At 61.1% G+C, this 12,369-nt stretch carries 14 protein-coding genes and 1 pseudogene; 13 read left to right on the plus strand and 2 right to left on the minus strand.

Features of this window, described 5'->3' with window-relative positions; translation table 11 throughout:
* Positions 1 to 633: 633 nt before the first annotated feature.
* The 5 genes and pseudogenes from LJX93_RS27310 to LJX93_RS14965 all read left to right on the plus strand — a co-directional run.
* A pseudogene (locus LJX93_RS27310) lies at positions 634 to 687 on the plus strand (hypothetical protein); the annotation flags it as partial.
* A gap of 54 nt (positions 688 to 741) precedes the next feature.
* Positions 742 to 1,014, plus strand: coding sequence for a helix-turn-helix domain-containing protein (locus LJX93_RS14950; RefSeq protein WP_227697309.1), 273 nt, complete (start codon positions 742 to 744; stop codon positions 1,012 to 1,014).
* Positions 1,015 to 1,160: 146 nt separating this feature from the next.
* Positions 1,161 to 2,084 (plus strand): LysR substrate-binding domain-containing protein, encoded by a 924-nt coding sequence (locus LJX93_RS14955; protein WP_227696134.1) that lies wholly within the window; start codon positions 1,161 to 1,163, stop codon positions 2,082 to 2,084.
* A 176-nt stretch (positions 2,085 to 2,260) separates the two neighbouring features.
* Positions 2,261 to 3,178, plus strand: coding sequence for a LysR substrate-binding domain-containing protein (locus LJX93_RS14960; RefSeq protein ID WP_227696135.1), 918 nt, complete (start codon positions 2,261 to 2,263; stop codon positions 3,176 to 3,178).
* Entirely contained in the window at positions 3,171 to 3,530 is a 360-nt protein-coding gene (locus tag LJX93_RS14965; protein ID WP_033698336.1) for an MmcQ/YjbR family DNA-binding protein, read from the plus strand. The genes LJX93_RS14960 and LJX93_RS14965 overlap by 8 nt, the downstream gene beginning before the upstream one ends.
* An 8-nt stretch (positions 3,531 to 3,538) precedes the next feature.
* On the opposite strand, the gene LJX93_RS14970 is transcribed toward LJX93_RS14965, so the two are convergent.
* Both LJX93_RS14970 and LJX93_RS14975 read right to left on the minus strand, forming a co-directional pair.
* On the minus strand, positions 3,539 to 3,943 hold the full coding sequence (locus LJX93_RS14970) for a DUF1294 domain-containing protein (protein WP_033698338.1): 405 nt from the start codon (positions 3,941 to 3,943) through the stop codon (positions 3,539 to 3,541).
* Position 3,944: 1 nt separating this feature from the next.
* Positions 3,945 to 4,775 (minus strand): undecaprenyl-diphosphate phosphatase, encoded by an 831-nt coding sequence (locus LJX93_RS14975; RefSeq protein ID WP_227696136.1) that lies wholly within the window; start codon positions 4,773 to 4,775, stop codon positions 3,945 to 3,947.
* Positions 4,776 to 5,072: 297 nt separating this feature from the next.
* Here LJX93_RS14975 and mcpP point away from each other — a divergent pair, with 297 nt between their 5' ends.
* From mcpP to LJX93_RS15015, 8 genes are all read left to right on the plus strand, one after another.
* Positions 5,073 to 6,707, plus strand: a complete 1,635-nt coding sequence (mcpP, locus tag LJX93_RS14980) for a methyl-accepting chemotaxis protein McpP (protein WP_033698339.1) — start codon at positions 5,073 to 5,075, stop codon at positions 6,705 to 6,707.
* A 108-nt stretch (positions 6,708 to 6,815) separates the two neighbouring features.
* Positions 6,816 to 7,382, plus strand: a complete 567-nt coding sequence (gene pnuC / locus LJX93_RS14985; protein WP_033698341.1) for a nicotinamide riboside transporter PnuC — start codon at positions 6,816 to 6,818, stop codon at positions 7,380 to 7,382.
* Positions 7,379 to 7,930: an AAA family ATPase gene (locus LJX93_RS14990; protein WP_033698344.1), complete on the plus strand. Its 552-nt coding sequence runs from the start codon at positions 7,379 to 7,381 to the stop codon at positions 7,928 to 7,930. The genes pnuC and LJX93_RS14990 overlap by 4 nt, the downstream gene beginning before the upstream one ends.
* A 298-nt stretch (positions 7,931 to 8,228) precedes the next feature.
* Entirely contained in the window at positions 8,229 to 8,666 is a 438-nt protein-coding gene (locus LJX93_RS14995; protein ID WP_033698346.1) for a hypothetical protein, read from the plus strand.
* A gap of 1 nt (position 8,667) precedes the next feature.
* On the plus strand, positions 8,668 to 9,240 hold the full coding sequence (locus LJX93_RS15000; protein ID WP_033698348.1) for a hypothetical protein: 573 nt from the start codon (positions 8,668 to 8,670) through the stop codon (positions 9,238 to 9,240).
* Positions 9,241 to 9,291: 51 nt separating this feature from the next.
* Positions 9,292 to 10,791 carry a hypothetical protein gene (locus tag LJX93_RS15005; RefSeq protein ID WP_033698350.1) on the plus strand — a complete coding sequence of 500 codons (1,500 nt, stop codon included), beginning with the start codon at positions 9,292 to 9,294 and terminating at the stop codon, positions 10,789 to 10,791.
* A 65-nt stretch (positions 10,792 to 10,856) separates the two neighbouring features.
* Positions 10,857 to 11,537 carry a C39 family peptidase gene (locus tag LJX93_RS15010; RefSeq protein WP_033698351.1) on the plus strand — a complete coding sequence of 227 codons (681 nt, stop codon included), beginning with the start codon at positions 10,857 to 10,859 and terminating at the stop codon, positions 11,535 to 11,537.
* Between the two features lie 45 nt (positions 11,538 to 11,582).
* A complete protein-coding gene (locus LJX93_RS15015) occupies positions 11,583 to 12,341 on the plus strand; it encodes a hypothetical protein (RefSeq protein WP_033698352.1) in 759 nt (252 codons plus the stop codon).
* Positions 12,342 to 12,369: the final 28 nt, after the last annotated feature.

Consider the following 12,369-nt stretch of genomic DNA (forward strand, 5'->3'; position numbering starts at 1 on the left):
ACTCCACGTGGGCTAAACATCCTGAAAGATGGCCTCGGACGTATCCCTAAGCTAAGGGTAGTTGACACCCGGCTGGGAGATGCCATATCACGTCGAACGGTACGAGAATCTCCGGGCTTGCGGGAAATCCCTGCGCAGGCCAGCAGCCCGACAGCGGCGATAACTGATACTTGAAGCTCTTGAATCGGGATTGGCGACATCAGCCCCCTAGACCGGCGCTAATCTGCACCGGGGGACGTATTAGCTTAGAAAGGCTCAGCCGCAGGGGGTATGGCGCCTTACTTCTCACAACTGCTCATAGGCTCTTTCGGAGGCTTCATGGGCCTCTACTGGCACTCCTCGGAAACAGGGCGCTCCGGGCATTAGCGTCACGCAAATGCCCTGTGGACGTTATTAGTGCTACACGTTGATGTGTTGGTACTCTCGGGAGATTTTCTTTCCACTCCCCGTCAGAATCGCACCTTTAGGTTTTTCTTATGGGAACAGCCCAAAGGCCATAGGGTCAGCTCTTCAGATCAAGGGACGGAGGAAGTCAAAGGTCATCTGATCTAGACACCAGAGGTGGACTGTCCGGAAAACTTTGCCGCAGCCTTGCAATTGCTTCGTACCCGCCGCGAGTAATCGCAGCAGGATTTGGCAGAGGCCATCGACCCTAGCTACATTAGTCGTCTCGAAGCGGGTGCTCGATCTGTGACGCTAGACGTTAGCCAAGAGCTGGCGAAAGCACTGGGAGTGGATCCTTTGACCTTGCTGACGGTCGCTTACGCTGCAGAGCGCGGACAGACGCCGCAACAGGTTTTGGATCACCTTGTAAAAGACCCTGAGTCCACGGGTTTGCTCTGCAGCGAGATACCGGCGCTGCCGTCGAAGACGCCACACCCAAATGTCGCGGCATCCCGGGAGTTGAGAGAGCAAATCAAAGAGCTCGTCGATCAAGGCTATAGCCAGGCCGAGGTGGCTAGGAGGCTGGGGATTTCACGGCAAACCGTCAGCAATCGCCTGAAGAAGTCGTGAAGCTCAGCGTACAAGCGTCATGACTCAGAGCCCAGCGGCGTGGCTGACCTTCATACCCCGATTGTGAACGGATACAGGCCTAGGACGACTCAGGCATAATGCATGCCCTGCATGCCTAGCTCCCTATGTCCTAAGGTCGTCCGAAAGTGGCTATTGGTGAACCCCGAAATTTGAATGACCTCTTCTATTTCGCGAAGGTCGTGGAGGCTGGTGGTTTCGCTGCGGCAGGCCGCCTGCTTGGCATCCCAAAGTCAAGGTTATCCCGCCGTATCGCGGAATTGGAGGAGCGGCTCAACGCTCGCCTCCTTCAACGCACAACACGCAAGTTGCAACTCACTGCTTTAGGTGAACGGTACCTGCGCCACTGCCAGGCAATGCTCTTGGAAGCTGAGCAAGCCGATGAAGTGGTTGCCAGCGCAACCAGTGAGCCACGGGGCCCACTACGGGTGAGTAGCCCGGTCGGTTTGGCGAATCAATTCTTAAATCCACTGGTTCGTGATTTCCTCACCCGGTACCCACAAGTCCAGCTCGATCTGCTATTGGTCAATCGCCGAGTCGACTTGATCAATGAAGGTATCGATGTCGCGCTGCGCGTTCGCGAAGCCGAAGATGAAGAGCCAAATCTCGTCACCAAGCGCTTGCGTGAGGCTCGTACGGAGGTTGTGGCTTCTCCAGATTTCCTTGCCGCCCACCCTGTTTGTCACCCCAAAGAACTCATGGCTCTGCCCTTCCTGGGGGCTTTAGACTCTGACCGGCTGGCCAGACTGCGCTTGTTCAACCAGGCCGGCGAGCGGTACGAGATCGCTATGCCTGCCCGTTTGGGTGTCGAAGACTTCATCATGCGTAAGGAAGCGGCGCTGGGTGGTCTGGGCTTCACGGTTTTGCCGTTAATGCACTGTGAGAGCGAACTGGCCAGCGGAGAGCTTGTTCGCATGCTTCCTGATTGGCATTGCGCCCCTGCGTGGCTCCAGGCGGTCTACCCGCACAGGCGTGGAGTGTTGCCGGCTGTCAGGGCTTGGTTGGATCACCTGGCACATGCGTTCGATCGCTGTGGTGACCGGCCTCTGTAAAAGGTGATGTTGCGTCCTTAGCCAATGCAGTGCTTTCAGCATTTGGAGAGCTCCACCAGCCTCTCCTCCTCGGCTATCCTAATCTCAATCAATGAGCCTGATCAAAGTCCTGATTTTGATCATTCGTCAAAAGCAAAATCCTTCTATCCCGTTGATCGATAAAGGAAATATTAGTTTTGATCAATGGTTTCTCTAGGAAAACAGGTCACCTCTTCTATTTCGCCCGCGTCGTCGAGGCCGGTGGCTTTGCGGCGGCCGGGCGCCAGCTGGGCATCCCCAAGTCGCGCCTGTCGCGGCGTATCGCCGAACTTGAAGAACGCCTGGGTACACGCCTGCTGCAGCGCACCACGCGGCAACTGAAACTGACCGCCGTCGGCGAGCGCTACCTGCACCATTGCCAGGCCATGCTGTTGGAAGCCGAAGCTGCCGACGAGGCCGTGGCCAGCATGAGCAGCGAGCCGCGCGGGCGCTTGCGAGTCTCCTGCCCGGTGGCACTGGCCCACGCCTTTTTGCCAGACGTGATCAGCCGCTTTCTCGAACAGTACCCGCTGGTGCAACTGGACATGGTGCTGCTCAACCGCCGAGTCGATCTGATTTCCGAGGGTATCGACGTCGCCCTGCGTGTGCGCGACCTGGGCGATGAGGACCCGGCCCTGGTCACGCGCCGGCTACGCCAGGCCCAGATGCAACTGGTCGCCGCGCCGGGCTTTGCCGATCACATTCGCGAGCCTGGCGAGCTGGCCTCGTTGCCAGTGCTGGGTGCTGCCGAGGCCGACCGGCTGGTGCACTTCCGCCTGTTCGGGCCCAATGGCCGCCAACAGGAAATCGCCCTGGAACCGCGCCTGGCCATCGACGACTTCGTGGTGCGCAACGCCGCGGTACGCGCCGGGCTGGGCTTCACTGCGCTGCCCAGCATGTTCTGCGAAGAGGAACTGGAACGTGGCGAGCTGGTGCGCTTGCTGCCGGACTGGCAACTGCCGGGTGGCTATCTGCAGGCGGTGTACCCACACCGGCGCGGTGTATTGCCCGCAGTGCGCGTGTGGATCGATCATCTGGCGGCGTCGTTCGAGGCCTGTGGAGAGCGTTATGTCTGAGCGAAAAATGACTGAAGCGCAGGTGGCAGCCTTCTGCCTGAGCCTGCCGGGTGCTCGAGAAGACTATAAATGGGGCGGTATCCGGGTGTTTTCGGTGGCAGGCAACAAGATGTTCGCCGTGCTCGACCTGGCGGGTGCAGGGTTGTCGTTCAAGGTCGCCGATGAGCTGTTTCTAGGCTATTGCGACCGCCCTGGCGTGCGACCCGCGCCGTATCTGGCGCGGGCGCGATGGATCAGCATGGCGCCCCCTTACCCCATGGGGCGCGACGAGCTGTGCGACCTGCTGCAGCGCTCGCACCAGTTGGTGGTGCGGCGGCTGGCGAAGCGCCTGCAGGTGGGGCTGCTGCTCTGATCGAGGCGTCAGAGCCAAGATGACAGGTGGCGCCCGAGGAACAGGTAATCGAGCCAGAACACCTGATGCAGCAGCACAATCCCCCAGAACATCAACTGATACGACACTTTGCGCGTCTTGTGCCGAAACAGCTGCTGGGCAACCAGTGCGCCGGGCCAGCCACCGCACAGTTCGCTGGCATGCAGCACGTTCTCTGGCGTGCGCCACGTTTGGGTGCGGGCCTGCTGCTTGTCCTGCCAGTACAGCAGCAGGCTGATCAGGCTCACCGCCGGGTACAGCGCCAAGGGCAGCCAGGACTGATCGTTCCAGGCCATCTGCGCCGCACCCAGGCCCGGTAGCAGGCACAGCACGCCCAACACCAGCAACTTCAGGCGCACGTTGCGTACGCCCTCCTCGTTTTGCGCCCTGGCCATGTCAGCTGTGCGCCGTCGACCAGTCGACCCAGCCAAACTGCCAGGTCGCCAGAATCAGCAGGCCAAAGGCAATGCGGTACCAGGCGAACGCCGCATAGCTGTGGTTGGCGATGAACTTGAGCAGCGCACGCACGGCGATCATGGCGAAGATGAACGAGGTCACGAAACCGATGGCGAACACCGGCAAATCACTTGGCTGGAACAGGTCGCGGTACTTGTAGCCCGAGTACACCGCCGCGCCGACCATGGTCGGCATCGCCAGAAAGAATGAGAACTCGGTAGCCGCCTTGCGCGACAGCCCGAACAGCAAACCACCGATGATGGTCGAACCGGAGCGCGAGGTGCCGGGGATCATGGCCAGGCATTGGACAAAGCCAATCTTCAAGGCATGGCTCCAGCGCATTTCGTCAACGTGGTCAACCTCCACGCGGTGCGCGCGGTGCTCGGCCCAGAGCATGATCACACCGCCCACTACCAAGGCCGCTGCCACCGTGATCGGGTTGAACAGGTATTCGTGGATCAGGTCGGCGAACAGCACGCCCAATACCACCGCCGGCATGAACGCCAGCAGCAGGTTGCCGGTGAAGCGCCGGGCCGAGGGCTGGCTGGTGAGGCCGAACACCACGTCCAGAATCTTGCGGCGAAACTCCCACACCACGGCCAGGATCGCGGCAAGCTGGATGATGATGTTGAAGGCGATGGCACGTTCGCCATCAAAGCCGATCAGGTCGGCGACAATGATCTGGTGCCCGGTACTGGAGATCGGCAAGAACTCCGTCAACCCTTCGACCACGCCTAAGATGATTGCCTGTATGGCAGTCCAAAAATCCATCATTCCCCCGATGGAGCGCTGCTGCTTGCAGGCCCCTTGTTCTTGATTTGCTTGAAGTTGCCGCACGCGGCCCGGCTGTTTTACAGCGACTGTTGGGCGCAATGCCAGTGGAAAAGTTCACGCTGCCTAAAGGTTTCATCTTGCGCGGCCGAAATCCTATCAGAGCGGCTTTGCAATGGCTTGCGCCGCCTGTTGCAGAGTACGCCTAGACTAGCACTTAGCCATTAGTCGGGTGGGGCCTGCCGCAAAGCATGCTTGGATGCACCTGAAGAACAAGAACAAGGCGGGAGTGCCTGGATGAAAACCCTGAGATCGATGTCGATCAGCCGTCGTCTATGGCTGATCCTGCTGGTGGCGGTTGCCATGCTGGTGGTACTGGGCCTGCTGATGCTGCGCCAGATCCACGGCGACCTGTACCAGGCCAAGGCGGAAAAGACCCGCCATGTGGTGCAGACTGCAGCCGGTGTACTGGCCTACTACCAGGGCCTGGAAGCGGCCGGCAGCTTGAGCCGCGATGCTGCCCAGCAACAGGCGTTGCAGGTGGTGCGCGCGCTGCGTTACGACCACGACGACTATTTCTGGATCAACGACCTGGGGCCGAAGATGATCATGCATCCGGCCAACCCCAAGCTCGACGGCCAGGACCTGTCTGCCATTCGCGACCCCGACGGCTTTGCCGTGTTCAACGAAATGGTCAGCCTGGCCCGCAGCCAGGGCGCCGGCCCGGTCAATTATCGCTGGCCCAAACCCGGCGCCAGCGAGCCGGTAGCGAAAACCTCTTATATCCAGTTGTTCAAGCCGTGGGGCTGGGTCATCGGCTCGGGTGTGTACATCGATGACGTGCAGGCCGAATTTGCCCGGCAATTGCGCGATGCCTCACTGGCGGGCCTGGGCATCGCCCTGCTGATGGCACTGCTGGTCATGCTGATTGCCCGCAGTATCGCCCGCCCGTTGCAAGAGGCCGTGCAGGCCATGGGCAACATCGCCAGCGGCGAAAGCGACCTGACCCGGCGCCTGGACACCCACGGTCGCGATGAAATCACCCACCTGGGCGAGCACTTCAACCGCTTCAACGGCAAGCTGCAGGGCGTGGTCGGTCAATTGCAGGGCGCCGCCCACGACCTGGCCCGGTCCGCCGGCCACGTCGGTGACAACGCCGGCGCCGCGCAGCAGCACAGTGCCCAGCAGTCACAACAGATGGACCAGGTTGCCACGGCCGTCAACGAAGTGACCTATGCCGTGCAAGACGTGGCCAAGACGGCCGAGCAGGCTGCGGGCGAAATGCGCGCGGCGCAGCAACAGGTGGAGCATGGCCAGCAGGCCATTCACGGCAGCCTCGAACAGATCGATCGCCTGTCGCTGACCATCGATCAGGCAGTCCAGGTGATTCGTGACCTGGCCGGGCACAGCACGCGCATTGGTGGCGTGCTCGACGTGATCCGCTCGATTGCCGAACAGACCAATCTGCTGGCCCTGAACGCGGCCATCGAAGCAGCCCGCGCCGGCGAGCAAGGCCGAGGTTTTGCCGTGGTCGCCGACGAGGTGCGCCTGCTGGCCCAGCGCACGGCCCAGTCCACGGCTGAAATCCACACCATGATCGAGCACCTGCAAGGCCAGTCGGACGCTGCGGTCAGGGCGATCGACACCAGCAGCGAGGCCTCGCGCCAGACTGTCGAGCAGGCCCGTGAGGCCGGTGCCAGCCTGGATGCCATCAGCCAGGCGCTGCATAACCTGACTGCGCTCAATGCGTCCATTGCCAGTGCAACCTTGCAACAGTCGCATGTGGTCGAAGAGATCAACCGCAATGTGCTGGACACTGCGGGCTTGTCCCAGCAGACCGCCGAAGCGGCGCGCCAGTCGAGTGATGCCGGGGCGGCGCTGGGGCGGTTGAGCGAGGAGTTGGAGCAACTGTTGCGGCAGTTCCGCGTATAGAGAGGCCTTGCCCTTGAGGGTGCCGCGTTGCAGGTGCGCTGCACCTACTCCTGGCACCCTCGACAAGCTACAATCGCGCCCCTCTTCTCGCCCCTCCAAGGATCGCCGATGTCCGGCCTTGAACTCATCGCCGCCGTACTCGGCGTTACCGCCGTCTGGCTCACCGTCAAGCAGAACGCCTGGTGCTGGCCAATCGGCCTGGTCATGGTACTGATCTATGGCTGGCTGTTCTTCGAGGTAAAACTGTATTCGGGGATGTTGCTGCAGGTGGCCTACGCCATATTGCAGCTGTACGGCTGGTGGCAGTGGAAGCGCCCAGGCCGCTCGCAGGACGCCCGCCAGGTCTCGCGCCTGCAAACCCAGGCGCTCTTCACGGGCCTGGCGGTCGGCGCGCTGCTCAGCGCCGCCCTGGGTGCCGCCATGGCTAACTGGACCGACGCCGCCCTGCCCTGGCTGGACGCCACGCTGACCGGTTTCAGCCTGGTCGCGCAGCTATGGATGGCCCAGAAGCGCCTGCAGTGCTGGGCTTTGTGGGTGGTGGTGGACATCGTCTATGTCGGCCAGTACCTGCATCAGCAGCTGTACTTCACCGCTGGCTTCTTCGCGGTGCTTACCCTGATCGCCGTGCGTGGCTGGCTGGAATGGCGGCGTGACCCGGCACTGGTGCAAGCATGAAGGTGCTGGTGCTGTGCGGGCCGGAATCCAGTGGCAAGAGCTGGCTCAGTGGTGTGCTCCAGGCGCATTTCGGTGGGCGGGTGGTGGCCGAATACGTGCGCCATTTCATCGATCAGGAAGGCCGTGATACCTGTTACGCCGACATCCCCGCTATCGCCCGCGGCCAGCTTGAATGGGAAGACCGCGCCCGCGCGCAAGCCCCAGAGCTGTTGATCCTCGACACCCACCTGCTCAGCAACATGCTCTGGAGCCGCGCCCTGTTCGACGACTGCCCGGCCTGGCTGGAACAGGCCTTGCTTGCTAGGCATTACGATCTGCACCTGTTACTGAGCCCGCAAGGGGTGGACTGGGTTGCCGATGGCCAGCGTTGTCACCCTGACCTGGCCGATCGCCAGCGCTTTTTCGACGACAGCCTGCACTGGCTGCAGCGCCACCGGCACACTTTTCAGGTGATTGATGGCAATTGGCCGCAACGCCAGTTGCAGGCGCTGCAAACGGTGGCTACGCTGCTTGATAGCGATACGCCAGCCTGCCCGACCGAGTGTTAAGCCCCTGACACACCCAGGTGGGTGATAGTCCCCGCAAATGCGGGGGTTTCCCCCGTTTCGGGGGCAGTGTCAAGTCCGTGAAACACCCTTGCAAAAATCCCTCCCAGCCATGCCCATGCTGGCTCCAGCCCCTTCGGCCTGAATAATCTGTATCAGCCCTGATACAGAAAATGCGAAACACTCCCAGCGTGTTGAGCTAACTCATTGATTCAAAATCAAATTCAAAACACGGCACAGCTTCTGCTCTCTTCTTCGCATCGCTGAATCGGACCAGCACGCCAAAGAAGGAATTGCCGTCGTGGGGATACTTGATAAAGGCGTCCATCGCCTCCTGCTAATCGCATGCGTTGTGGGGTCAGGGTTGACCCAGCCTGCCCAGGCTGAAAACGGGATCATCATCATTACCCGCGATGTGCAGACGCGCAACGCAGTCATCCCGCCGATGATTCCCGACCCCACCCCGACCACCGTCAATGCCAACCCCTCCGCGCAGATCCTCAGACAGACCCACGAACTGAGCGACGGTGACTTCGCCAGCATCAGCAGCGGTGCTGGCATCAGTGCCCTGGTCAATCAACAGACCAACAACCTGGGCGGCAATCTTACCAACCAGACACAACTGCCCAACCTCGCTGGGGGGCGTGGCTCAGGTTCCGGCAACGGCATCTCGAACATGGTCAATTCAAGCGTCCAGCGCGGCCTGGCCCCGCTGCAAATCTTGACCGGAGGCAAATGAGATGAGGCCTACGCTGCTGCTTCTGGCCACGCTCTGCAGTGCGCCAGCCTTCGCTCAGTCCCCCGTGATCAACAACGCCAGCATCGACAGCTCGGGCAGCCAATACCAGGGCAACCTCACGGTCAACCAGGCGGCCGGCGACCTGCAGCAGCAGGCCAACGCCCGCGCCATCGCTGTGGGGCACGAGGCCAGCGCCACCACCCAGATAAGGCAAAGGCTCGGCAGCCCTGTCGACCGCGCCATGGATGCCAGCTCAAGCATCCAGGGCGATGCTTTCAGCCAAGGCAGCGGCGCGCTGGGGGTCAACCAGAGCGCCGGGGCCGGCACCCAGCAAGCCAACGCACTGCGCATCAGCCTCAGTACTCAACCGCAAAGCATCGACGACAGCGTCCTCATGCAACAGAACGTGGCGCTGCTCAACAACTCCGATCCAACTGACGCCGCATCCGGCCATCGCCAGGTCACCACCAGTGACCAGGCATTCACCGGTAGCCGTGGGGTGATTCAGGTGAATCAGAGTGCCGGGGTGGGAAACCGAATGGCCAACACCCTGAGCATACGGGTCGCGGATTGACCCAATCAGTTAAGAACAACACTTAACCTAAATAAAGTACGGAGAATCACCATGAAACCCTCGATGGCAATCAAGCCTCTGGTTTTCGCAATTGCTGCGGTCATGGCTGTTGCTGTACAAGCTGATCAGAACGACCGGCGTGGCGGGCACCACAATGGTCACCATAACAACGGGCAACACACTCCCCCTCCTACGAGGATCCCTGTGTACGCCACCGCCAATGCCCTCGATAGCCAGAGCAGCACCGACAACAGGGTCACTAACCAAGGCACCATCAACGAAGCCGAAATGAGCAGCTCGGCCACCGGCGCCAGCGGCAACGTCGGGGTCAACGTGGCAGCCGGTAACGGCAACCAGCAAGACAACGCCGCTGCCATCGCCAACGCAGCGTCCGACTCGAGCCTGGACAACAGCTTCGTGTTCGGCACCGCTGAAGCCACTGCCGACGTCCGTCAGCACAGCGACAACAACCGTGTCGACAACTGGTCTACCCAAAACTCCGCAGTGATGAGCGGATCGGGTGATGGCGCCTCCGGCAACGTCGGCGTCAACATTGCGGGCGGCGACCTCAACCAACAGAAAAACACCATGGCGATCGCCAACACCAATGCGCCATTGGGTAATGCCACCGCCACCGCTTCTGCCGACCAGAACGGCCCTGGCCTGACCGTGAACAACAGCGCCGACCGCACCTACCGTGTGGATACGCTGAGCTTCACCACGTCAGCCAGCGGTTCGAGCTCGCGCGACGGTACGTTCACTTCGAGCGATGACCGAAGCTCGTCCTCAAGCTTCAGTGTGGCGGGCGCCCAAAGCGCAAGCTCCAGCGGCTCCAGTGGCTGGAACTCCAGTGGCTCGAGCAGCTCGAACGCCAGCGGCTCCAATAGCTCCAGTGCAAGCGGGTCCAACAACTCGAATGCCAGCGGCTCCGTTGGCTGGAATGCGAGCGGGTCCAACAGCGGCAGTGCTAGCTCGTCCAGCAGTGCCAGCCTGAACGCTACGCTTGCTGCCGCCGCCGATGCCACTCGCACCGTGGCCACCGACGATGGCCGTCGTGAACGTACGCGTACCGACAGCTTCGATGGTTCGCTCAATGCATCGGTCGATGCCTCGATCGACAAGTCGCATGAAAGCGCCTACGACTCCTCGTTCGAGAAAGCGTTCGACTCTTCCTACGACAAAACCAGCAGCTCTTCTTACGACAAGTCTCGCGACTCTTCGTACGAGAAGTCGCGCGACCGTTCGTATGAGAAGGCCCACGATTCTTCCTACGCAAACGCTTCGGAGTCTGCGTACGAAAAATCCGGCGAAAAAACCAAGCAAACCTCGAACGACGTGGCCAAGGCCTACAGCGAAAGCAGCTCGTACGACCTGAGCAATACCGTCTCGTTCCAGGTGCTGACCCCAACTGGCTGGGCTAACCCTGTGACCAACACTGCAACCCTGAGCGGTTCGGTGAATGGTGGCAGCGGCAACCTCGGCGTCAACGTGGCCGCAGGTGTGGGCAACCAGCAAAGCAACTCGCTGGCCATCTCCAACACCTCGTTCTGACGGCTGTGCACGCAAGGCCCCCCCTCGGGGGGCCTTTCTTCAACAGAACAAGAAGGCATCCGATCATGCGCATTATTGCCCTGGCGTTGCTGCTGTGCCTGGCCAGCGTGAGCGAAGCTGCACAAATGCCACTGTCCGTGCTGCCGGGCGGCGCGGTGGTATTCAAGCCGATCCAGAGCATTCGCGAGCGCAAGTTCGCCGACCTGGTGCAACAGAAAACCGACTTCAGTTGTGGCGCAGCCGCGCTGGCGACCATCTTGCGCCAGGCCTACTGGCTGGACGTGGACGAACAACACATCATCGAAGGCATGCTGGCGCACGCGGACCAGGACCTGGTGCGTACCCAGGGCTTCTCGATGCTGGACATGAAACGCTACGTGGAAAGCCTGGGCATGCGCGCCCGCGGTTACCGGGTGGCACCCGAAACCCTGACCAGCATACGTATCCCGGTCGTGGTCCTGATGGACATCCGCGGCTACAAGCACTTCGTGGTCATGCAAAAGGTCGACAAGGGCTGGGTGTACATCGGCGACCCGGTACTGGGCCACAAGCGCTTCAAGGTCGACGATTTCGTCAAAGGCTGGAACGGCATCATCTTCGCCGTGATCGGCCAGGGCTATGACAAGAACAATGTCTTGCTCGACCCGCCTCTGCCACTGACCGCCAAGGGCCGCGTCAACAATTTCGCCCCGGTGCAGGACGCAGAGCTGATGGACTTCGGCTTCATCAAAAGCGACTTCTTCTAACGACTCTTCTAACGATAAGGGAGCATGACGCTCCGGGAGCAATCAATGAAGACTCCACTCTGGCTAGTCGTGGCATGCCTGGCCGCCAGCCTGCCGACCCATGCCGAGACGTTCAAACCCATCGAGCTGAAGGACCATGAACTGGCCAACCTGCGCGGTCGTTATGTGATGCCGGGGCGGATCGTCAGCTTTGGTATTGTCATGACCAGCACCTGGCAAAATGCCAAGGGCGACGTGATCGGCGCATCGTCCACCCTGCAAGTGCAGCAAAACACCATCAAGCCGCAGTTCTACGTGTCGATGATTGACGAAAAAGGCACCGGCGCGGCGCACTCGCAAAGCGCCAGCAGCGCCGCTGGCACCGGCACGGTCACCGGCGGTGGCGGGCTCAACACTACCGAAGGCGTGACCCAGGTCGTGCGCGCAGCGGGCGACAACAACACCGCCTACAACAACGTCGACATCAACGTCACCAAGGCCAACCAGGCGCCCGTGGCGCAGCCACAGGGCCAGGCCCTGGCCGCCGGCTCGACCTTGGTCGGCGAAAACGGCGCAGGGGCATTGAGCGTTTCCTCGACCGGCGTGGGTGTGCAACTCAACATCAATGCCGCCAACAACCAGGGCACTAGCGTGCAGCGCCTGGCCCAAGGTGGCCTGATGCAGAACTCGACGTTGCTCGGCAACGGCAACCAGGTCAGCAACCTCACATCGCTCAATGTCGTCATGCGCGAGAACGTACCCACCGCCGCTTCACTGAACGGTAGCCTCGACCAGCTCAAAGGTCTTCGCACTCTCGGATACTGATCTACGCTCAGTCTCATCAAAAGTAGTC

The organism is Pseudomonas sp. HN2-3 (assembly GCF_020691745.1).
In the GTDB taxonomy this organism is placed as follows: Bacteria; Pseudomonadota; Gammaproteobacteria; order Pseudomonadales; family Pseudomonadaceae; genus Aquipseudomonas; species Aquipseudomonas capeferrum.

Bases quoted from the DNA above. Each gene is read 5' to 3' on its own strand.
- LJX93_RS14970 (WP_033698338.1), bottom strand. From the start codon at position 3,943: ATGGCCAGGGCGCAAAACGAGGAGGGCGTACGCAACGTGCGCCTGAAG.
- LJX93_RS15000 (WP_033698348.1), top strand. From the start codon at position 8,668: ATGAGGCCTACGCTGCTGCTTCTGGCCACGCTCTGCAGTGCGCCAGCC.
- LJX93_RS14965 (WP_033698336.1), top strand. From the start codon at position 3,171: ATGTCTGAGCGAAAAATGACTGAAGCGCAGGTGGCAGCCTTCTGCCTG.
- LJX93_RS14975 (WP_227696136.1), bottom strand. From the start codon at position 4,775: ATGGATTTTTGGACTGCCATACAGGCAATCATCTTAGGCGTGGTCGAA.
- LJX93_RS15015 (WP_033698352.1), top strand. From the start codon at position 11,583: ATGAAGACTCCACTCTGGCTAGTCGTGGCATGCCTGGCCGCCAGCCTG.
- LJX93_RS15010 (WP_033698351.1), top strand. From the start codon at position 10,857: ATGCGCATTATTGCCCTGGCGTTGCTGCTGTGCCTGGCCAGCGTGAGC.
- LJX93_RS15005 (WP_033698350.1), top strand. From the start codon at position 9,292: ATGAAACCCTCGATGGCAATCAAGCCTCTGGTTTTCGCAATTGCTGCG.
- mcpP (WP_033698339.1), top strand. From the start codon at position 5,073: ATGAAAACCCTGAGATCGATGTCGATCAGCCGTCGTCTATGGCTGATC.
- pnuC (WP_033698341.1), top strand. From the start codon at position 6,816: ATGTCCGGCCTTGAACTCATCGCCGCCGTACTCGGCGTTACCGCCGTC.
- LJX93_RS14990 (WP_033698344.1), top strand. From the start codon at position 7,379: ATGAAGGTGCTGGTGCTGTGCGGGCCGGAATCCAGTGGCAAGAGCTGG.